Genomic DNA, 22472 nt, shown 5'->3' with positions numbered 1-22472 from the left:
GGGTTTACGGGCGCTGTATCACAGCGCCTATTCCCCTGCCTGCAACCGTTCTGCCAACCCGCTGCGGCGTTGAGTTGGCGTGCGGATGGCGCTCAGCAAAACCTTATCCGTGGCGTAAAGCGAAAGCTGCTTACGTGCACGGGTAATGGCGGTATACACCAGCTCACGGGTCAACACCGGCAGAAAATGATTCGGCAACACCAATACCGTATGCTCAAACTCCGACCCCTGCGATTTATGCACCGTCATCGCATAAGCGGTTTCATGCGCCGGTAAACGGCTCGGCTGCACCGACTTAATGCTGCCATCCGGTAACTGGAAATGCACCCGCAGATCGCCCTCAGCGCCAGGCAAAGCAATGCCAATATCGCCGTTGAATAACCCCAGTGCGCTGTCGTTACGGCCAATCATCACCGGTCGCCCCAAATACCAACGCCCCGCCGGGCCAGGATTGCGGCGGATCAGACCCGCACGCTGTAACCCGCTTTCAATGCGTTCATTCAACCCGGCAACGCCAAACGGCCCTTCGCGCAAAGCACACAGCACCTGAAAACGAGCAAAGACTTCCAGTATCGTGGTGGCATCAGCACCTTCGGCCACCTGCCTGAGATAATCACGATACCCCTCAACGCACGCATCCAGCAGTTGCTGATAATCCTCGGTTTCTGCCAGCGGATAACTAGCTACGTCACCATAGCGGCCATTCAGCGCCGCCATCGCCTGTTTGCCATCCCCTGCATTCACCGCCAAGGCCAACTGACCAATGCCGGATTTGGCATCGAACCGATAGCTCTTACGCAGCAGACACAGGCTGTCACGCACTGCCGCCCCCGCGGGTTGCCCCTGTAACGGATATCCCGTCAAGCGTTCCAGTTGGGCTGCACGGTCCTCGCTGTAGCCTTGCTCGGCAAAACGGCAGATATCCCCCAACACCGCCCCCGCTTCCACAGAAGCCAACTGATCGCGATCGCCGAGAAATATCACCCGCGCCTTAGGCGGCAAAGCGGCAATCAACCGCGCCATCATCGGTAAATCCACCATTGACGCCTCATCCACCACCAACACATCGAGATGCAGCGGATTGCCTCGGTGGTAACGCATCCGCTGGCTGTTGGGCTGCGCGCCCAGCAGACGATGCATGGTGGCAGCTTCCACCGGGAACAACGCGCGCTGCTCCGGTGTGAGAGGGATCTGACGGCTGGCAGTGCCCAGCGATTCCGTCAGCCGCGCTGCCGCTTTGCCGGTGGGAGCCGCAAGCTGGATACGTAAGCGCTCATCACCACCAAGCTGCACCAGTGCGGCCAGCAATTTGGCCACGGTGGTGGTTTTACCGGTGCCTGGGCCGCCGGAGATCACGGCGATGCGCCGAGTGGCAGCCACGGCGGCAGCGATCTTCTGCCAGTCTGGCTCATCTGCCGCCTCACCAAACAGTTGATCGAGGATCGCGCGAAGCTGTGCCTCTTCAACCGGTTGCGAAACCCTGTCGCTGCTAATAAAGGCCGCGACTTCGCCTTCACTCTGCCACATACGCTGCAAATACAATCGATGCTGCTGTAACACCAGCGGCGTGGCTGAATTACCATCGCTTACCGCGGCAGAAGCCACCAGGCATTGTTGCCAACGGGCTAAATCCGGTTGCCCCGCCGCCTGCCATGCGGCCAATGCCAGCTCTGGCTGGCGGCCATTGAACAGGTTTTCTGGTAACAACTGATCCAACAGCAGGCAGACGTGCCCAGCCCCCGCTTCTGCGCTCAAGCAGGCGGCGGCCAACAGGAGTTCTGGCTCGTCATCACCGGCGACAATCTGGGCGAAATGCACATCCAGCGGCCGCAATGCACCCAACACCAACGCCTGATTCAGGATCTCAATCATTGCCCATCCTCCGCGCTGATGGCTGCACCGCTAAACAGACGATCCATCCCTTGCACCAACGCTTCCTCCGGCCGACAGGCAAAAATCCCGTTGCCCGGATGTTCAGCATCCACGCCGCGTAAAAACAGATAAATCACTCCGCCAAAATGATGGTTGTAATCATAATCCGCCAAGCGATGCCCCAGATAACGGTGCAACGCTAGGGTATAAAGCTGATATTGCAGATCGTAGCGATGCTCCGCCATTGCCCGTTCCATAGCCTGCTGGGTGTAAGCACTGCTGTCTTCACCCAGCCAGTTGGATTTGTAATCCAGCAGGTAGTATTTACCTTGCCAACAAAACACCAGGTCGATAAAGCCTTTCAACATGCCTTGCACCTGCTGGAAATTCAGCTCAGGGCAATGCACAGAAAGCGGATCGTAGCGCTTCACCAATTGGTCAAGTTCGCGAGCCTGCAACAACCCGTTGATCGGCAAATAGAACTGCATTTCCGCCTGCTTGAATTGCGGCTTCAGAGCAGAGAGAGCCACGCCGCTGTCATTGAGCGGCGTATTCAGCAACACCTGCATCCACTCTTTCAGTACTGGCAGCCAATGTTCTTCAAAACCCTGCTTCTGCAACTGTTCTAACAATGTTTTTTCATCAAGCGGCTGCGTGAAATCCAGGGTTTCAAACAGGCTATGCAGGAAGGTCCCCGGCGCTGCGCCACGCGGGAAGGTATGCGGAGTCAGTTCTGGTGCTTTATCTGCCACGTACTCCCCGGCGGCATCGACGTCCAATCGCGGCAACAACTCTTGCATTCCTGCCGTACCGTGTTGCTGAAGGCCGGTATAACTGGTCACGCGCCAGAAATCCTGCATCCGCCGCGAAAAGTGTTTTGCCGCCAATTCGGCCGCGGCGGTTGTTTGAGGCTGCCAAGGGTGTTCATCGGGCGCATCCACCAGCGCGAGTTTAATACCGCCAGTGGCCAGCTTTTGCAGGCTCTCTTTCAGATAGGCGGCATCACCGGCCTGCCCCGCCTGCACCAGATACCCCAGCGCACTGCGGTGCAAATCAGTCTCCCCCTGTTTTTTACGCGTGCCCAGAAACAGCGGCGCGATGCCGATACTACAGTGGTATACCGAGCGGGTTAGCGCCACATACAGCAGGCGTAAATCTTCTGCCAGCCGTTCTTCTTCGGCCCAGGCGATGCTTTCTTCATTGGCATTGAGATCCAGCAGCGCTTGGAAAGTCTTGCGATCGTGATACAGCACCTGCTGCTGTTGGCGGAAGTTACCGACAAAGGGCAACCACACCAGATCGAACTCCAACCCTTTGGATTTGTGGATGGTAATCACCTGTACCAGATGGCGATCGCTTTCCAAGCGCAGCTGCTGATTATCCGACTGGCGATTCGGTTGAGCGATCTGCTGTGCCAGCCAACGCACCAACGCATGTTCGCTGTCCAACTGTGCCGTAGCCTCCTGCAACAGTTCCCCTAGATGCATCACATCCGTCAAACGGCGCTCACCGCCGGGGCTGGCCAGCAAGTTTTCAGCCAGATGCCGCTGGGCCATCACCTCACGCAGCATTGGTAAGACGCCACGCCGCTGCCAGTGGGTGCGATAGGCATCAAACTCGTTAACCAACGCATCCCAGGCCTGTTCATTCTGATTCAGGCAATCCAGCGCAGTTACATCCAGCCCGAGCAACCCGGTCGCCATTGCGCTACGTAAAGTACGCTCCTGTTCCGGTGCCAGCACCGCCTGCAATAACCACAGCAGGTCTTTAGCTTCCGGCGTATCAAATACGCTGTCGCGATTGGAAAGGTAGACCGAGGGGATCGCCAGCGCACTGAGTGCATCACGCACCAGCGCCGCCTCGGCACGGCTGCGCACCAGAATGGTAATATCCGACGCCTGCACGCTACGGCGTTTATCACCATTCACCAGCCAGGCTTCACCTGCCTGCCCGGCGCTGAGCCAATCCCGGATTTGCGCAGCGCACCAGCGGGCCATCAATTGTTGGTAATCACTTACTCCAACGCCGTCCCCTTGCTGCAACCAAAACTGCATCGCCGGTTGCGGCTTGTTTTGCCACTCAAACACCAGCCCCTGATTCTTCTGCGCCGCAGCAACGTCAATGAATGGGATCTGGCTGAACAGAAACGGGTTTTCCACCTGGGCAAACAGCCGATTCACGCTGCCCACCATCGCTGGCGATGAACGCCAGTTGGTCTCGAGCGTATAGTGGGCGCTCACATCTGAACGAGCGCGCATATAGGTGAAAATATCCGCACCGCGGAAAGCGTAAATGGCCTGTTTGGGATCGCCAATCAGCAACAAACCGCAGTCTGGCTGGCCAATATAAAGTTTTTGGAAGATACGGTATTGCTGAGGGTCGGTATCCTGAAACTCATCGATCATCGCCACCGGATAACGCTGGCGAATCGCCTGAGCCAGCTGTTCGCTACCGGCACTTTGCAAAGCCGCATCCAGCTTGCTGAGCAGGTCATCAAACCCCAGTTCAGCACGCTGGCGCTTCTCTTGCGCGATGGAAGTGCGGATCTCGCTCAATGCGCGGGCCATGATCAGATCGCGCAGCGTTAAGGGTTCAGCGAACAGCTCATCAATCGCCACAAATAGCCCATGGCGCGGTGCTTCTCCTTTTTTGGTTTTCTCCAGCAATATCGACTGGCGGAATTTATCCAACTCTTTCGGCAGTTGATAATCCTGCGTTTGCTGCCCAGCCCATTCGCCGACCTTATTCAACCAATTAGGCAAATGTTTGCTGCTGTAGCTGCGCTTATCAACGCCTGACTGGCTGATTAATGCCTCCAGTTCCCCGGCATTGGCCCGCCACTGCGTTTTAATGGCATCAATACGCGCAACGATCTGCTCATGGCGCATCAGTACCGTTTCGTCATCTTTCGGTGGCTGGCGCAATGCTGGCGCTTCACCCTGCAAATAACCGGCAAGATCGCTCAACAGCGCCTCCGGACCGCTCCACTCCTGGCTTACCGCCCTTGCCACGTTCAACGGCAAGGGGTAGCAATGACGCCGCCAGAAGTCTGCACAGGCCTGACGCCGCAGCGGCAACTCATCCTGTATCAGCGTTTGTTCAAACAGGATGCCGGATTCGAACGCATTATGAGTGAGCATTCGCTGACAGAAACCGTGGATGGTGTAGATCGCCGCTTCGTCCATCTGCCGTTCTGCCGCCAGCAGTTGCGCCGCCGCATCAGGCAGATCGCCAATTTCTGCCATCAGTAAAGAAAACAGTGGATCTTCACTTCGCCCGCGCACGCAGGCAATCCGCAATGCGTGAATATTGCTACGAATACGGCCGCGTAATTCCTCGGTAGCCGCCTCGGTAAAGGTGACTACCAGAATTTCCTCTACCGTCAGAGGACGATGAAAGGCCGCTGCCTGGCCCAAGCCAAGCAGCAAACGCAGATAGAGCGCGCCAATGGTAAAGGTTTTGCCGGTTCCCGCCGAAGCTTCAATCAACCGCTCGCCAAACAGCGGTAACGTCAGTGCATCAAGCCTCTGAGGAACAACGGGGGTCATGGCGTCGCCACCTGGCGTGGCAACGTTTGCTGCAACGCAGAAGTATTGGGATAAGTCACCCAGCCTTCACCCGGTGCGGCAAAATCGGCTTTACCCTGGTTGCTGCCACTCACCTGTGACAACACGGCCAGCCCCTGTGGCTGAATGACTGCCTGCTGGAAATAATCCGCCAGTTTGGCTGGTGTTATCGCCGTAAGCTGGGTAATCAGTTTCTGGCGGGTATCGAAAGCGAAGTTACCGCGATCAAAATCATTGCTGAAGCGGCCAGCCTCCTCACCCAAGGTTTGTGGGCGCTGCTTCAGTTCATTGATCATCGCCTGCTTATACTGGGCGAAGTCGGCCTCACTCATCTCACGCAAACGTTTCTCAGTCTTAGGATAGAAATCCTGATAGCGCTGATAAAGATAAGCCGGTTGCTTACTGTTGCTTTGCAACAGGAAACCGACGCCCCACTGGCGGCCGACCGACGTGGCAAAGGCGAATACGGCATAACCGAGCTGCTCTTGGGTACGCAACTGGCTGTAGAACCAGGGCTGGATAATCTGCCCCAGCAAAGAGCTGTAGGCCATGCCGGTCACCTCATCGTAACCCGTCGGTACATACACCGCCGCCAATGCCGAGTCGGTACTGCTGCCTGGGCGCTGTAGGTTTGCGAACTGACTCTTGGCCACCACCACTTTCTCACCATGCCACCAGGTCACTCCTGTGCAACCCAAGTGCTGTTTCAGCGTGGAAGCCAGCGTATCTACCTGCTGCTTACTCATGTTGCCTACCACCAGCAGTTCTGGCGTGGCTTCGGTCATTAAGCTGTCACGGTAAGCCAGAACATCTTTCAGCGTCAGCGTTTTCAGCACTTCGCGGCGCTCACTGCGCTCGGTATAAGGTACCCGAGAAAGCATCTGCACCGGTTGGATTGCTAATTCAAACGCTTTGCCCTTCTCTGCCGAATCTAACTGTTCCAGATACCAGGATTTAGCCTGCGCTAGTTGCTCGTCGGTTGGCGTGAAGCTGGAATACCCTTCAATAAGCGAAGTCAGCAACTGTGGTAAACGCTGGGTAAAACCGCTGGCATTAAACATCAGGCCATTGTTTGGTGAGGTGGAGAAGCTCAAGCCGCCGACGGAAGCCTGATAACTCAACTGATCGAGCGAAAGACCGGCCAGATAATCCATCAGGGAAAACAGCACCTGATTGCGTGCAGAATCCATGGTCTTGGGATTGCGTAAAGCCACGGTGACATCGGCTTTAGGCTCATCGGCAAAATAACGGCTCGGCATATACAACACCCGCAGACCCGGCTGGTTCACCACCATTTCTGGTTTGGTAAACTCGTGCGGCGGCGTGTTCAGGGTAAAATCATCAGGGATATAAGGGTTCAGCCCCGGCAGAGAAAGCACAATCCCTTTGCCCAACTGCTGCCACTTCTCGAATCGCTCGGGCGTAATTTTGTCGACCTGATAAGGGGCTTCAACGAAGTAAGCCGTTTTGTTATGCGGTTCATCCGGGCTGATAAACCAGATGCGCGCATTCTGTGGTGTCATCTGGTTCAAACGTTCTGTAATGGCTTGCGGATCGAAGCGGTCTGCCAGATAGGGGGCATCCAGCGTGTGCTCGATCGGTACACGCAGCATGGTGTCTACCAGCCATTCGATATAATCCATATTGCGGGTAATCGACGGATAGCGGAAGTCCAGATTCAGGACGTCGGCAATCTCATCAAAATAACTTTGTTTGATCCCTTCACTGCGCAACATGTTCAAATAACTGAAGATGGCCGCAACCACCTTGTCACGCTCCATCAGGCCTTTGTCGGTCAGTGAAACGTTGATCGAGAAAATACCTCCGTTGCGATCCACCATAGGATCGGCACCGGCATTGATGGCATCAGCCAACCCTTGCTTTTGCAGCCAGTCGGAGAGCGTATTCTTGCTGCGGTTACCGATCAGGTAGCTGATATAGGTATCGGTTTTGCTGCGAAACTCCGCGCTGTTATTGTCGATGCGGAACTCAACTTTCAGTTGTTTGCTCGGTTGCGCTGGCACGTAATGAATGATGATGCCCTGCTGCTCAGCGGTCACACTAGGAACAGTGATTGGCGGCACTTTCGCCTCACGGTTTGGTATACGTCCAAAGGTTTTGGCCGCCAGTTCCGCCATGTTCGTCAGTGACTGGTTGCTGTATAAAACCCCCATCATCAGATTGGCAGAATAGTAACGCTGGTAAAACCCGGTCAGTTCATCGTGCAATTTGCTACCCGGTTTATCCTTCAGTGTTTCAAGGTTACCACCGGCAAAACGGGCACTGGGGTGTTCAGGGTTAAGCGTTTCGGCCCTGACCTGAGCCATGCGCATACCGTCACGAGAACGGGCCATAGTCAGTTCGGCATTTACCGCATTGCGTTCACGATCGGCATTGCCTGGATCCAACAGCGGTTCTGCAATGGCATCGGCCATACGATCCACCGCCGCTTCCAGCGCGTTATTTTCCACTTCCAGATAAAAAGCGGTACGGTAAGAGGCGGTACTCGCGTTATGGCTGCCGCCATGTTTTTTCAGGAATTCAGCGAGGTTTTCTGCTTCTGGATAGCGCTTGGATCCCATCAAGACCATGTGTTCCAGGTAATGGGCTAATCCGAGCTGACTGGCTGGGTTTTCCAGCGACCCGACCGGCAACGCCAGCGCAGCCAGTGATTTCGGTGCCTGTGCGTCGGAAACCAGCAGCACCGTCATCCCGTTCGCCAATTTGATTGCCTGATAATGGCGCGGATCGTGATCGCTTTTGTGGATCTTCTCCGCCAGTGGTTGCCATCCTTGTGCAGACCAGCTTAACGGCACCCAAAACATAACTAACAACACCAGCCCAGTAATGCGGAGCAACTGTCTGCGCATATCCAAAATAAACCCCTATTATCTTGCCGCTACGCCGATTCCCTGACGTTAACGGCACTCTACAAAACGAAAAAAATAAAAAGACTTCAAGTTACACCGCTTGAAAGGCAACGCATCTCATGTCTGTACGCCATGTAAGACCGGAGACAACCTCAATGGTTGAATATAAATCTAGCTATTTTTTATCATCTCCCACCAGTCAGTACCACCTAAGGATTATTATCCAAGGTTATTACGTGCCACTGGCAGCAGGTAACGTTCGGTTTCACCAAGAATTTGCTCAAGATAGGCGTTGTCCATTTGCCGGAAAACGCGCTGGATATAGGGATCTTCCCCTTCCCCCGGTATCCGTTGATCCCCCTGCCAGGTTTGCAGCAGCTTGGCGCGCGCCTTGACTTGTACCTCTTCAGCCCAGTCAATCTGCTGCGTTTCCGCCTGATAGCACTGGCTCAACCACGCCCAACCGCTTTTGTTTAACAACATCAAGGGCTGTGACAACCCACGCTGATAACCAGCAACCAGTTCGGCCAACTGGTCGTGGGCTTCCACGACGGAGAGTGCCGCAAAACGCCAGATGGAATTCTTGCGCCCGAACATGCGGCTGGTTCCCGTGCCACCGGCACAGCAATACACCAGGTGTTCCAGCCAAAGCAGAATGCCATCTACCGCCGAAAGCGTGGCTGGCCGCCAACGCAGCAGGCCATCCTGTTGGACTTGATGCAGCCAACCGCTGATACGTATGCCCGCAACGTCAATATCCAACTCCAGGCTGCTGTTTTCCTGCCGCTCATTGCGTACCCGTTCAGCCAGCTCGCTCATCTCTTCCTGCTGAGTTTGCCAGTAGATCTCACCAAATGCCCCATAGGGTAAACCACCGGACGCACGCACCCGCTGGAATAACCGCTCTGTATCTTCTTGCTCTATCAAGGTATTCAGCAATTGGCTGTTGAATTGATAGCGGCTGAGGTTATCCAGAATAAAAGGTTCTTCTTCCGGTAGTTCGGTCTCTTCCAGAATGAAATTGACGCCGAGACGCAATTGAAAAAACGCCCGTATTGGATGGCGATAGAAGCGCAGCAACTCATCCAGCGAAATTTGTGTTTTTTCTTCAACCAGCAATGGTTGATTAAACGCCGGATAGGCAGCCCCACGGCCATCTGCCGCTGGCAGCCACTCTGCGGCATAGCTTTGTGCTTCACTCCCCGGCAGGAAGTTTTCGGCAGCAAACGGCATGCGGGGATGCCACTTAAGTAAATGTTTGCCTACCCGATGCGCACTGACGTCTGCATTACAGGCCTCATCACCCGGTAAACAATAGCTCTGCTCCAGGTACTCCAGCAGTTCAGTAACCAGCACCGACGGATAGCGCTCGCTATTATCCTGAATCGAGCGGCCAATAAAGCTGATATAGAGCCGCTGTTGGGCCGAGAGGAGCGCCTCCAGGAACAGATATCGGTCATCATCACGGCGGCTGCGATCGCCACGTTTGACCTGTTGAGCCATCAGGTCAAAACCTAACGGCGGTAAAGTACGTGGATAAACTCCATCGTTCATCCCCAGCAGGCAGACCACCTTAAACGGAATGGAACGCATCGGCATCAAGGTACAGAAGTTGATCTGGCCAGCCAGAAAACGCTGGCTGATACGTTGCTGATCGAGCCGAGCCGCCAATTCATTGCGCAGCAGCGTCAGCGGCACGGTATCGGGGTAGCGAGCCGATAACCCATACTCGATGATCTTCAACCAGTCCCGTTCAATCAGCGCTAATGCTTCTTCCGTTTCACTGTCCGTCTTAAAGAAGCTATCAAGCAAGCGACGGCACAATGGTAGCCATTCGGCGAGCGATCGCTCCTCACTCAGGATCTTCCGCCAGTCGCTGAGCTGAGACAGTAGATCGGCCAGTTGCCCGGCCAGCTCTGCCACCAATCCGCTTGATTCGTCATACGGCAATACCCCCTGCCAATCACCCGCATTACTGTCCATCGCATATCCCAGCAACATACGGGTAATGCCAAACCGCCAAGTGTGCTGACCGGTTGCCGGCAATGCCAATTCACGCACGTTGTCATCGTCCAGCCCCCATCGCACGCCCGCTTCACCCGTCCAATGGCGCAGCAAGCGTAAGCCCTCTTCCTGTATGGAAAAACGGGCGGCCAACGCTGGCACCTCCAACAGTGCTAATACCTGCTCTGAGGTAAAACGACTCTGTGGTAAATCAAGCAGTGAGATAAACGCCTGTAAAGCAGGATGTGCCTGGCTAGCCTTGCGGTCAGAGATGGCAAACGGCAGGTAGCGCTCAGCAGACGCATTGCCGAAAACCGCCTGGATATAGGGGGTATAGCTGTCAATATCTGCCACCATCACGATGATATCGCGCGCTGTCAGCAGAGGATCTTCGGCCAGCATCGCCAGCAGTTGATCGTGCAGCACTTCAACTTCACGCTGCGGGCTGTGGCAGGCATGCAGGCTGAGAGAGCGATCCTGCGGATCCAGTAGCCGTTTATTGCCACTGTGCTCAAACGTTTCCAGCGTGGTACCGATCACCGAGTGATCTTCCAGCTCCAGCATGTCGTGCTGAATGGCATGCAGCAAACCGTCCGGAGGAATATCGACAAAGGCATCGATTTCCTGAACTGCATCCATCTGTGAAAGCAAATACAGATGGTCACGCCCCAGTTTTCCCCATGAAGCAAGCAGCGGGTTACTCAGTTGCTGTTCACCCTCGGCATCAAACAACTGCGCGGCCTGCTCAGGTAGGCGAAATAACCCTTGTTCCCGCGCCTGATGGTAGTGACGACGTTTGCGGCTTTGCAGGCGGGCAAGAAACGCATAGTCCTGAATATCCCCCCAGTAATAACGGCAGGGGTTGGTAAACATCAGGTGGATATCAATATGCTTGCCGAGTGCCTGTAGCGCTTCCAGATAGACCGGTGGCAGAGCTGAAATACCACAGATAAACACGCGGGGTGGTAAACCGGCCGGGCATTGATCGGTGCTTTCCAAGTCGCTGATAAAGCGGCGATATAAATTGGCACGGTGCCATTTCTCTTGCCCCAGCTCATCCGTATACTCAACCAGCCTGCGCCACAGGGCAGCCTGCCATGGTTGAGCCTCCACCAACCCGTCAATCAGCTCCTGGCGCTGCCAGCTTTCCAGCCACTGCGGGCGATAAACCAGATATTGGTCAAACAGATCCGCCACTCTACCGGCAAGCTGGTGGATCTTGCGCTTGTCGCCGTCGTCGGTAAGGTAATGTTGCAGCGGTGCAAACTCAGGTTGCATCAACATCTCAGGCAACAGCCACATCAGCTTCCAGGTCATGGCATCTTTGCTGAAGGCGCTCTCTTTTGGGATCCCTGGCAAGACCTTAGTGAACATATCCCAGATAAAGGTGGCAGGCAGCGGAAAAGCGATATTTGCGGCGATCCCCAATTGCTCTGCCAATTGCATTTGCAGCCACTGCGCCATACCGGGGCTTTGTACCAATACCACTTCCTGCTGAAAAGGATCGGCCAAGGGTTCTCTGGTTATCAACGTACTGGTCAGCGTTTTCAGTAAATCCAACTGATTGGAGTGATAGACCCTAAACATGCTGCTCCTTTAAACCGAATAAATACCCAGCCGGTATTTGAGGTTGATGACAAAGTGGTTTTTTAGCCCGAGATACTCGGGCCTAGCGCACCGAGGGGCGCTCCGGCGGCTTACGCCGCTACGACCCCTTCGGCACGCTCTCCCTAATATCTGGCTTTGTCAGCAGTCTGAAATACCAGCCGGTATTTCAGACTGATTACTGCCCGACGCAATACCACCGGCTGAGTTCAACCTGCTGCCGCAGTGGTGTTTGTATTTTTACCGTTCGCCGCAGGCAAGGCGCTTCCGCCGTTCGGGTTTCCACTTCGCGCTGCCAGTTGAGAGGTAACGGTAAAGTGTTATCCTGCGTGATCGTCCCGGCGTTAAACATTTCCAATTGGTGATGCGCCAACGACCAGGCCTGCTGGTATTGCCATTGCCGCTGAAAAGCCTGCAACAAAACCTGATGATATTGTAACAGCCCCAGCAGCGAGACCGCGAATAACAATGCCGCGATCAAGACTTCAGGCAGGCTGAATCCCTGCTGATAATGCACGTTGGTGCGTTTAGTCGGCACAATCACTCTCTTTCTTCTCGGGGCAAAAATCCAGCCAGCCGCCTTTCTCCGCTTGTAGCGCAACATCACCCACCGTATTGGTTTCACTGGCCAGTTGGTATAACCACAGCGGTTCAGCATTGGCAATCACCCCCGCTCCGCGCACCACCACGATACCGATACGAGAAGAACGGCGGACACAGGCTTGCAGAGCATCGGTAGGTAACGGCCGGCAATGCCATCGGGTTGCGGTCAGTTGCTCGCGCGGCCACTGCTGCACCAGCCCCCAGTTCAAGGCGGAAACTGCCTGGTTGTAGGCGCGCAGATAACGCTGCTGATCGACCGCCAACAACAGGGCACTGTCCAGTTGCCGCTGCTGGGCATTGAGCAGCATCAATCCCATCACCAGCAACAGCATTACCGCCGCCAGCGTGCTGCCACCCTGTTGTGCCTGCATGTTCAGAGAGCCTCCATACTGACAATCCATTCCAGGCGCTGCTGAATATTTTCCCGCACCGTTGAACGCCCTCCAAGGCTGAACAGCACCAGAGACTTGCCGCCATTCCCTACCATTTCGCTGACAGAGAAGGCGTTAATGTGTATCTCTTCCGGATCGTGCAGACGTTCCCAACCGTTGCCACGGCATTGAGTCACGCCACGCTGCCCTTCCAGGGTTCCTGCTCGCAGGCGATAACCGAAATACTCCACATCACCCGCATTTTCCCACTGACCATTACGATTAAGGTCATAGGCGACAATCACACAGCTGCCTGGAACTTCACCTTCGGCATTGCCGATCAATAACGCCTGCCCTTGGCACTCCCCGGCGCAAAATCCGGCACGGCGCAGGTCTTTCTCAATACCGAAAGCCAACTGACGTAGTACCTGTTCCAAACGGTAATAGCGGCCCACATCGGTAGTTTGCTGGCGCAGGACCGGCAAAGTCTTGGCCGCGCCCAACGCAATCAGGCTGCCAAACGTCATCGCCAATATCACTTCGGGCAAGGTAAATCCTTGTTCTAAGGCTGGCATAGAGCAACGCCTCGAATCACCGTGTCTTCACTGCACAAACGCAAACGCCCTTTGGCAGACAGCACCAGGCGTATGCGGCCTGCACCGTTAGCCAGCAGGATATGCCCAGCCTGAGCATTGTTACGCAACCCATAAAAACCCATCTCTTTTTGGGTGAAATCCTGTAATTGCACATCAAGATGGATCGGAGTAAACACCCAGCCAACCGCAGGGTTGCAACGAGTCGCTACGGTTTCGCTGCCGATACACCAAGGCTCACCCTGCTTGAACCACAGCAAAGCATTGCGATTACGCCAGTTGGCATCAGCCTGCAGGCGCGTCAGGAAAGCCAGCAGTTGCTGGGCCGTCTGTTCCAGCCGCAGTGCCTGTTGATAAAGATGCCACTGGCTGACGCCCCAAGAGGTCAACATGCCAGCCAGCAGCATCACCACCAGCAGTTCAATCAGCGACAGGCCCTGCTGGCGGTGGCCATAGCGGTATGGATATCTGTTCATCAGGCGAGTGTAATGCGCCGGATTGTCGGCTGCACAAGCGTTTACTCAGGCTGGAAAATGCCACGCAAAGTTTTTATGCGCTCAACAAGAAAACCGCGAAAAACGCGCGCGGCTTCGCATTGCTGGCGAAGTAAGGAGGGAGTGATACAAAGAATAAGGGCACAGTTATCAATCAACTGAGCCCTTTTAGCTATCAAAGGATATTAGATGGCAACTGGTGCCTTAATTGCCGGATGCGGGTCATAACCTTCAATCTCGAAGTCTTCGAAACGATAGTCAAACAGTGACTCTGGCTTACGTTTAATCACCAGCTTCGGCAATGCGCGCGGCTCACGCGTCAATTGCAGTTGGGTCTGATCCATGTGATTGCTGTAAAGATGAGTGTCACCACCGGTCCAGACAAAGTCACCCACTTCGAGATCGCACTGCTGTGCCATCATATGCACCAACAGCGCATAGCTGGCAATGTTGAACGGCAGGCCCAGGAACACATCACAAGAACGCTGATACAGCTGGCAAGAGAGCTTGCCGTCTGCCACGTAGAATTGAAAGAAAGCATGGCAAGGAGCCAACGCCATCTGGTCCAGTTCACCGACGTTCCATGCAGAAACGATGATGCGCCGTGAGTTCGGATCCTGTTTCAACTGCTGCAACACATTGCTGAGCTGATCGATCTGGCGGCCATCCGCCGCGCCCCAGGCACGCCATTGCTTGCCGTAAACCGGGCCGAGATCGCCATTCTCATCGGCCCACTCGTCCCAGATCGTGACCTTATTTTCGCGCAGATAAGCCACGTTGGTCTCGCCGTTCAGGAACCACAGCAGTTCATGAATAATCGACCGCAGGTGACATTTTTTGGTGGTCACCAGCGGGAAGCCTTCTTGCAGGTTGAAACGCATCTGGTGGCCGAAAATCGACAACGTGCCAGTGCCGGTACGATCGGCTTTAGGTGTGCCCTCGGTGAGCACTTTGTTCATCAAATCCAGATACTGTTTCATTTTTCCTCACGGCAGTTGTTGCTGCGGGCGACGACGATACGCCCAGATCATCACAATGATACCGGCCACGACCATCGGCACGGACAGGATTTGCCCCATGCTGACAACGCCGTCAAACAGGCCAAGCTGGGCATCCGGCTGGCGGAACGCCTCGACGATAATACGGAATACGCCATAGCCAATCAGGAACAGGCCAGAAACGGCCCCCATCGGGCGCGGCTTGCGGATAAACAGGTTCAGAATGATAAACAGCACCACACCTTCCAACACCATTTCATACAGTTGCGACGGATGGCGCGGCAGCACACCGTACTGGTTCAGTATCGGTAACAAACTCGGATCGGCGGCGGCGATGGCGATGTCTTCGGAGCGGGAACCAGGGAACAGCATGGCCCAAGGCGTATTGGTGGTAACTCGCCCCCAAAGCTCGCCGTTGATGAAGTTGCCTAAACGGCCAGCGCCCAGGCCAAACGGGATCAGCGGTGCAATAAAATCAGAGACCTGGAAGAAGGTGCGTTTCGTGCGGTGAGCGAACCACAGCATCACCAGGATCACCCCCAGCAGGCCACCGTGGAATGACATCCCACCATCCCAGACCTTGAATAAATAGAGTGGGTTATCCAGGAACAGCGGCAGGTTATAGAACAGCACGTAACCTACGCGGCCACCAATAAATACGCCCAGAAAACCGGCGTACAGCATATTTTCCGCTTCGTCTTTGGTCCAGCCGCTGCCTGGCTTGTTGGCACGGCGTGACGCCAGCCACATGGCAAAAATAAAACCGACCAGATACATCAGGCCGTACCAGTGCAAGGAGACCGGGCCGAGAGAGAAAATCACCGGATCAAATTCAGGAAACGCCAGATAGCTAGTGCTCATCTATCACCACAACATGTCTATTATTTTTCCCCATTTGGGGGCGGCAGGTGCCAAACGCGGTATCGGGGCTTTCCCGATAGACTTCGAATTGCAGCCAAGCTGCGCATCATAACATAGGCTTAACGGCGTTCGGGCTTGGCTACAGGGAAAAGTTCTGTAAAAAAGTCACCACTCAACGGCCACCGCGAATCAGCCCGCCCATGCCGCGCCGCTCCATAAACGCCGCCACCTGATGGCGCACTTCGGTGGTCATTTGGGCGCTCAGCACGCGCTGAGCCAACCCTTCTGCATCGGATAGCTCAATATTGCGCAGCAGGTATTTGATACGCGCCACGCTGCGCCCGTTCATACTCAGATTGCGGTATCCCATCCCCACCAACAGCAGAGCCCCCATTGGGTCGCCCGCCAGTTCACCACACAGGCTGACTTGCAGCCCGGCGGCGGTGCCTTGAGTAATGATCAGCTTCAACACCTTCAACATGGCAGGATGCAGGCTATCGTAGAGTAACGCCACGCGGGTGTTATTACGGTCTACCGCCAGCAGATACTGAGTCAGATCGTTGGTGCCTACCGAGATAAAATCAACGCGCCCGGCCAGATAAGGGATCAGGAAAATCATTGACGGCACTTCCAGCATCACGCCGATCCTGGGTTTGGGAAGGTCATACCCCAATACTTCTTCTACTTCACGCCCGGCGCGATCGATCAGGCGTTTTGCCTCGTCGATCTCTTCCAGGCTGGTGATCATCGGCAGCAAAATCCCCAGATTGCCAGTGCTGGCATTGGCACGCAGCATGGCACGTACCTGAACCAGGAAAATTTCCGGCTGATCCAGGGTAACGCGGATACCGCGCCAACCCAGGCACGGGTTCTCTTCGCTGATGGGCATGTAAGGCAACTGTTTATCTGAACCGATATCCAGCGTGCGCAGCGTGACCGGTTTGTTCGGGTAGAGCTGCAACATGCCTTGATACTGCGACACCTGCTCTTCTTCCGATGGGAAACCGCTTTGTAGCATGAACGGGATCTCAGTACGGTACAGACCAACGCCATCCACGCGCCCACCGAGCAGTTGCTCATGTTCCGGGCTGAGGCCAGCGTTCAGCATCACCTGGATCCGCTCACCGGTTTTCAGTTGTGCGGGTTGTTCAACGTCGTCTTCCGCCAGCTTGCTGAGTTCCTGTTCCTCACTGATCAGGCGCTGATATTCCTGCACCAACACCGGTTCAGGATCCACCAGCAACTCGCCACGATAGCCATCAACAATCAGCATCCGCTGGGCCAGCAGCGCCGGTTGGATATCCGCGCCCATCACCGTCGGCACGCCCATGGCCCGCACCAGGATCGCCGCATGGGAGTTGGCAGCACCATCGCGCACCACCACGCCCGCCAGACGATCCGGTGGCACTTCTGCCAACAGCGTCGCGGTCAGTTCATCGGTCACCAGCACAAAGCGTGCTGGCCACTGGGTTGTGCCCTGGGTGGTATCGTCGAGGTGGAATAACAGGCGTTGACCGAGCGCACGCAGATCGCTGGCGCGCTCACGCATATAGGTATCCTGCAAGGTGGCGAACTGCGCGGCAAAGGCTTCGATCACCTGTTTTACCGCCCATTCGGCCACCGAACCGGCGTCAATTTCGGCAAACAGCTCGCGTTTGAGACGGGCATCGTTCAGCAGGTGGGAATAGAGATCGAAAATCGCCGCGCTCTCTTTCTGCGAACTGGCAGAGAAGCGCTTGCTGAAACGGCGGAACTCCGCACCGGCTTCTTCCAAAGCCTGCATCAAGCGCTCACGCTCACTGACCATATCCAGCGTTGAGGCTTTGTAGACCTGATCGAGCGAAGGTTGGCTGCTGTCCAGCCAACCTTCGGCAACGGCCACCCCTGGGGAAGCCGCCAGCGCGCGGATACGCGTCTGGCGATACTGGCCAAAAATAGCGTTAAGCTGTGATTGGGAGAGGATCCCGGCCATCTGCGTGGCCAGTGTCACCAGAAACGACTCTTCACTCTCGTCGAACTGGCGCAGTTCCCGCTGCTGCACCACCAGCACGCCGAGCAGTTGCCGGCGGTGGATAATCGGTACACCGAGGAAGGATCGAAACTTGTCCTCTTTCACCTGTGGGACGTATTTGAAGCTGGGGTGGCTTTGTGCATCCGCCAGGTTGATCGGCTCCGCCTTGCGCCCAACCAACCCGACCACGCCTTCATCGAAAGCCAGTGCGATGGTGCGCCCACGCGGCTTTTTCAGCCCACGCGTTGCCATCAGGTAGTAGCAACGGCGATCGTTGTCTGCCAGATAAATGGAGCAGACTTCGGTATCCATCGCCAGACAGGTTTCATTGACCAAAAGATCCAGCGCGTCTGTCAGATTGGCCGCCGCGGCCACTTTCTCAACAATTTCTCGCAAGCGCGTGAGCATAGTCTGCTGACTTAACCTCTCTTTCGGCGATAAACGGGAGCCTGCCGCTGCGCCGCCTGTTCCTGCATTGGCATCACGGTCACGGCAAATTCTTTCATAACCCGGCGATACACGTCGCGTTTAAACGACACCACCTGGCGCACCGGATACCAGAAGCTCACCCAGCGCCAACCGTCAAACTCTGGCGTGCTGCTGCGCTGCATATTGATATCCGCGTCGTTGCACATCAGTTGCAACAGAAACCATTTCTGCTTTTGGCCGATACAAACCGGCTTTGTGTCCCAACGCACCAAACGTTTTGGCAATTTATAGCGCAACCAGTTGCGGGTTGAGGCCAGAATACGCACATCCTTTTTGCTCAACCCCACCTCTTCGAACAGCTCACGGTACATGGCTTGCTCAGGCGTTTCGCCAGGGTTTATTCCCCCTTGGGGAAACTGCCAGGAGTGCTGACCGTAACGGCGGGCCCATAAGACCTGCCCCTGACGATTACAGATTACGATACCAACATTCGGGCGGTAGCCATCATCATCGATCACCGGACTACCTCGATAAGCATAAATTCGTATAGATAACCTGATTGTTTCACACAAGCTACAGGCGGTAAACCACTGCTTTGCCACGCAACCAGCCGGATAACATTGGGATAACTCACAGATAATGGCAAAGTTATAAACATGTGATGCGATTCCACGGCGGTTTTATTCACTTTTTCTGTGGATAGGTATGTGAAGAACCCAAGGGATAAGCCGGTAAAACTTCGTGGAGCTAAAAATCCCCGATTATTTTTATATGAAAAATATCAATTAAAAACAGCACATTAAATACTTATAACCACTTATGTACAGGATAAAAATGTGATCTATGCACGATAAGGATCCTTCTCTGGCGAAAGATCCACCACCGTTGATTTTATCCACAGATTATCCGCCTGAGTTACGTACAAAACGGACAAATTCGCAAAAAAGTGCCTGCGTCAAGGCTGTAAATCAAACCAGTGATCGGTAAAAATTTGGGTTATCCCATAAATCTGTGGATAAATAGGTGTAAGATCCTGTTCATTGTCGGTGGCTTCAGGTGCACAAGCGCAAAGCGGAATTTTTTTCCCGCCGCCGTTTTGGAAAAAAGTCATGATAAATCATGCTACTATTATTCTTTTCCGCCGTTTCGTTCCGCCACCTTCGGCTGTGAACAAATGCAGTGTGTTTTTTAACCAGATTTCACAGGCTTGATTTATGGCGTTTTTATCCTCACTCCCCCCTCCACCAGAAAATGAACAGCAGCTGTTTGAACGTGCGCAAGCGCTGGCCGGTTGCAACCTGGGTGAGTTGGCCTCCCGCGCGCAAATCGCTATTCCCAATAACCTCAAACGCGATAAAGGCTGGGTGGGCATGCTGTTGGAGCTGTATCTGGGGGCGATGTCCGGCAGCAAACCGGAACAGGATTTCCCTGAGTTGGGCATTGAGTTGAAAACCATTCCGATCGATGCCGCCGGCAAACCGCTGGAAACCACCTTTGTCTGCGTAGCTCCACTCACCGGTAACAGCGGAGTGACCTGGGCGAGTAGCCACGTGCGCCACAAGCTGGCACGGGTGCTGTGGATACCGGTGGAAGGCGAGCGGCAGATCCCGCTGGCGCAGCGGCGCATCGGTTCACCGCTGCTATGGCAACCGAATCAGGAAGAAGAGGACATGCTGCGCCGCGATTGGGAAGAACTGATGGATCTGATCGTGCTCGGCCAGGTTGAGCGTATTACCGCCCGCCATGGCGAAGTGCTACAACTGCGGCCGAAAGCCGCCAACAGTAAAGCATTAACCGAAGCCATTGGCGAACAGGGCCAGCCGATTCTCACGCTGCCACGCGGTTTCTACCTGAAAAAAAGTTTCACCGGTGCGCTGCTGGCAAGGCACTTCTCGATTTAGTTTATTTTATTGCTCATTTTTCACTCTTGCGACTGGGCGTTCTCTAAAGATTGCAAGTAAAATAACCAAGGTGACTAGGCTATTCCTTATTATGTTGATGTAAGGTTTAAGTTAACGTATCGCTATCTCAATAAACGCGTATAATTCCCGCTTCATTTTTCTTAAGGTGTTCAGGCCAATGTTCGAATGGATTATGGATCCCAATGCTTGGTTAGCGTTAGGTACGCTGACCATTCTTGAGATCGTGTTGGGTATTGATAACATTATTTTTCTCTCCTTGGTGGTCGCCAAGCTGCCGAAGGCACAGCAGAATAAGGCACGCCGTATCGGCTTGGCTGCCGCGATGCTGATGCGTCTGGCGCTGCTGGCTTCGATCGCTTGGGTAATCAGTCTGACCCAGCCGCTGTTTGCCGTGATGGATCACAACGTTTCTGCCCGTGATTTGATTCTGCTGCTCGGTGGCCTGTTCCTGATCTGGAAGGCCAGCAAAGAGATCCATGAAACGATCGAAGGTTCGGAAGAAGAGCACCACACCAATGTGCACAGCTTCTTTAGCGCCATCGTGCAAATCATGCTGCTGGACATTATCTTCAGCCTGGATTCGGTGATTACCGCGGTAGGCTTGTCTGACCATCTGTTCATTATGATGGCCGCCGTGGTGATTTCCGTCGGTGTGATGATGTTTGCCGCCCGGCCGATTGGCGAATTCGTCAACCGTCACCCTTCGGTAAAAATGCTGGCGCTGGCGTTTCTGATCCTGGTGGGCTTCACCTTGATGCTGGAAAGTTTCCAGGTGCATATACCGAAAGGCTATATCTACTTTGCGATGTTCTTCTCGATGTCAGTCGAGGCGCTCAACCTGATGCGCAGCAAGAAAAACCGCAAGCCTGATTGATGATTAACGGGGCACGCCAGCCGTGCCCCGGTTCCTTCGCTATTTCCCCTGCTGTTTCAAGTACCCAGGCATAATCCACTTCCCCCATCTGCACGGCTTGGTTATAGTCGAGAGAGGCGTTTTCACTGCCGTTTCTTGTTCCACCGTCTGCAAGCGCTAACATTTAAGGAAGGCCGTTAATGCAATACCACCGTATTCCCCACAGTTCTTTGGAAGTGAGCGTGCTGGGATTGGGCACCATGACCTTTGGCGAGCAAAACAGCGAAGCCGATGCCCACGCACAACTGGATTATGCATTAGCCGCTGGCGTCAACCTGATCGATACCGCAGAGATGTACCCCGTGCCGCCTCGCCCAGAAACCCAAGGGCTGACCGAGCAGTACATCGGCAATTGGATCAAGGCGCGCGGCAACCGCGATAAAATCGTGCTGGCGAGCAAAATCGCCGGGCCGGTACGGGGCAATGACAGCAGCATCCGCCCGCAGCAGGCGCTGGATCGCAAAAACATTCGTGCCGCGCTGGATGCCAGCCTGAAACGGCTGAACACTGATTATCTTGATCTTTACCAGGTGCATTGGCCACAACGCCCGACCAATTGCTTCGGCAAGCTGAACTACCAATATACCGATGAGAAAGCCACCGTTACGCTGCTGGAGACCCTGGAAGCGCTCACCGAGCAGGTGCGCGCAGGCAAAATCCGCTATATCGGCATTTCGAACGAAACCCCATGGGGTGTGATGCGTTACCTGCAACTGGCGGAAAAACACGAACTGCCACGCATTGTGACCATCCAGAACCCCTACAGCCTGCTGAACCGCAGCTTTGAGATTGGTCTGGCGGAGATCAGCCAGCACGAAGGGATTGAGCTGTTGGCTTACTCCAGCCTGGCATTCGGTACGCTGTCCGGCAAATATCTGAACGGGGCTAAACCCGCCGGAGCACGTAATACCCTATTCAGCCGCTTCACCCGCTACACTTCCGCGCAAAGCCAGTTGGCGGTTGCCGAGTACGTCGCGCTGGCGAAGAAACATGCTCTTGACCCTGCGCAGATGGCGCTGGCATTTGTGCGGCAGCAGCCGTTCGTCGCCAGTACCCTGCTGGGTGCCACCACCATGGAACAGTTGAAGAGCAATATCGACAGTTTTGAGGTGGTTCTGGAAGAGGACGTGTTACGGGCGCTAGAAGAGATCCACACCCGCTTTACCATTCCAGCACCCTAATGCCAGTAAGTTCTGCATAATGATGCAGCAGGTGCTAAAGGTAGTGGCCTCCCTCTCCCTGTGGGAGAGGGCCGGGGTGAGGAGCTTTAGTACGGTGATATGCCCCTCACCCTAGCCCTCTCCCCGAAGGAGAGGGAACTGGTTAGTCTTAACTGGCAAGCATTAGCGCATACGCGCTC

Annotated in this window: 16 protein-coding genes; 3 read left to right on the top strand and 13 right to left on the bottom strand. The window is 54.8% G+C overall.

The annotated features are described in order from the left end of the window. Positions 1 to 27 precede the first annotated feature (27 nt). The 13 genes from recD to ACX1CU_RS04985 all read right to left on the bottom strand — a co-directional run bounded on the left by recD (position 28) and on the right by ACX1CU_RS04985 (position 19388). On the bottom strand, positions 28 to 1872 hold the full coding sequence (gene recD / locus ACX1CU_RS05045; protein WP_459401521.1) for an exodeoxyribonuclease V subunit alpha: 1845 nt from the start codon (positions 1870 to 1872) through the stop codon (positions 28 to 30). Further along, a complete protein-coding gene (gene recB / locus ACX1CU_RS05040; protein ID WP_459401520.1) occupies positions 1869 to 5420 on the bottom strand; it encodes an exodeoxyribonuclease V subunit beta in 3552 nt (1183 codons plus the stop codon). Before recB ends, recD begins: the two co-directional genes overlap by 4 nt. Next, a complete protein-coding gene (ptrA, locus tag ACX1CU_RS05035; RefSeq protein WP_459402724.1) occupies positions 5417 to 8308 on the bottom strand; it encodes a pitrilysin in 2892 nt (963 codons plus the stop codon). The genes recB and ptrA overlap by 4 nt, the downstream gene beginning before the upstream one ends. Positions 8309 to 8527: 219 nt before the next feature. Further along, the gene (gene recC / locus ACX1CU_RS05030) at positions 8528 to 11899 is read right to left on the bottom strand and encodes an exodeoxyribonuclease V subunit gamma (protein WP_459401519.1); all 3372 of its coding nucleotides are present in this window, start codon (positions 11897 to 11899) and stop codon (positions 8528 to 8530) included. Between the two features lie 196 nt (positions 11900 to 12095). After that, a complete protein-coding gene (locus ACX1CU_RS05025) occupies positions 12096 to 12455 on the bottom strand; it encodes a prepilin-type N-terminal cleavage/methylation domain-containing protein (protein ID WP_459401518.1) in 360 nt (119 codons plus the stop codon). Further along, entirely contained in the window at positions 12445 to 12897 is a 453-nt protein-coding gene (locus ACX1CU_RS05020; RefSeq protein ID WP_459402723.1) for a YgdB family protein, read from the bottom strand. The genes ACX1CU_RS05025 and ACX1CU_RS05020 overlap by 11 nt, the downstream gene beginning before the upstream one ends. Next, positions 12894 to 13466, bottom strand: coding sequence for a prepilin peptidase-dependent protein (locus tag ACX1CU_RS05015; protein WP_459401517.1), 573 nt, complete (start codon positions 13464 to 13466; stop codon positions 12894 to 12896). The genes ACX1CU_RS05020 and ACX1CU_RS05015 overlap by 4 nt, the downstream gene beginning before the upstream one ends. Next, positions 13454 to 13960: a prepilin peptidase-dependent protein gene (locus ACX1CU_RS05010; protein WP_459401516.1), complete on the bottom strand. Its 507-nt coding sequence runs from the start codon at positions 13958 to 13960 to the stop codon at positions 13454 to 13456. The genes ACX1CU_RS05015 and ACX1CU_RS05010 overlap by 13 nt, the downstream gene beginning before the upstream one ends. A gap of 203 nt (positions 13961 to 14163) precedes the next feature. Further along, a complete protein-coding gene (gene thyA, locus ACX1CU_RS05005) occupies positions 14164 to 14958 on the bottom strand; it encodes a thymidylate synthase (RefSeq protein WP_459401515.1) in 795 nt (264 codons plus the stop codon). A 6-nt stretch (positions 14959 to 14964) separates the two neighbouring features. Next, on the bottom strand, positions 14965 to 15837 hold the full coding sequence (gene lgt / locus ACX1CU_RS05000; protein ID WP_459401514.1) for a prolipoprotein diacylglyceryl transferase: 873 nt from the start codon (positions 15835 to 15837) through the stop codon (positions 14965 to 14967). Positions 15838 to 16009: 172 nt separating this feature from the next. Continuing rightward, positions 16010 to 18256, bottom strand: a complete 2247-nt coding sequence (gene ptsP / locus ACX1CU_RS04995) for a phosphoenolpyruvate--protein phosphotransferase (protein ID WP_459401513.1) — start codon at positions 18254 to 18256, stop codon at positions 16010 to 16012. 11 nt (positions 18257 to 18267) lie between these two features. Further along, on the bottom strand, positions 18268 to 18795 hold the full coding sequence (gene rppH, locus ACX1CU_RS04990; protein ID WP_459401512.1) for an RNA pyrophosphohydrolase: 528 nt from the start codon (positions 18793 to 18795) through the stop codon (positions 18268 to 18270). Between the two features lie 437 nt (positions 18796 to 19232). Further along, a complete protein-coding gene (locus tag ACX1CU_RS04985) occupies positions 19233 to 19388 on the bottom strand; it encodes a hypothetical protein (protein ID WP_459401511.1) in 156 nt (51 codons plus the stop codon). Between the two features lie 103 nt (positions 19389 to 19491). Here ACX1CU_RS04985 and mutH point away from each other — a divergent pair, with 103 nt between their 5' ends. The 3 genes from mutH (at position 19492) to ACX1CU_RS04970 (ending at position 22293) form a co-directional block, all read left to right on the top strand. Then, positions 19492 to 20178, top strand: a complete 687-nt coding sequence (gene mutH, locus ACX1CU_RS04980; protein WP_459401510.1) for a DNA mismatch repair endonuclease MutH — start codon at positions 19492 to 19494, stop codon at positions 20176 to 20178. Positions 20179 to 20356: 178 nt separating this feature from the next. After that, positions 20357 to 21073: a TerC family protein gene (locus ACX1CU_RS04975; protein WP_459401509.1), complete on the top strand. Its 717-nt coding sequence runs from the start codon at positions 20357 to 20359 to the stop codon at positions 21071 to 21073. 179 nt (positions 21074 to 21252) lie between these two features. Further along, positions 21253 to 22293: an NADP(H)-dependent aldo-keto reductase gene (locus ACX1CU_RS04970; RefSeq protein WP_459401508.1), complete on the top strand. Its 1041-nt coding sequence runs from the start codon at positions 21253 to 21255 to the stop codon at positions 22291 to 22293. The last annotated feature ends 179 nt before the right edge of the window (positions 22294 to 22472 follow it).

The sequence above is a fragment of the Serratia sp. D1N4 genome (assembly GCF_054552755.1).
Note: the sequence above shows the minus strand (reverse complement) of the source record. Positions and strands in the feature narration are given on the sequence as shown.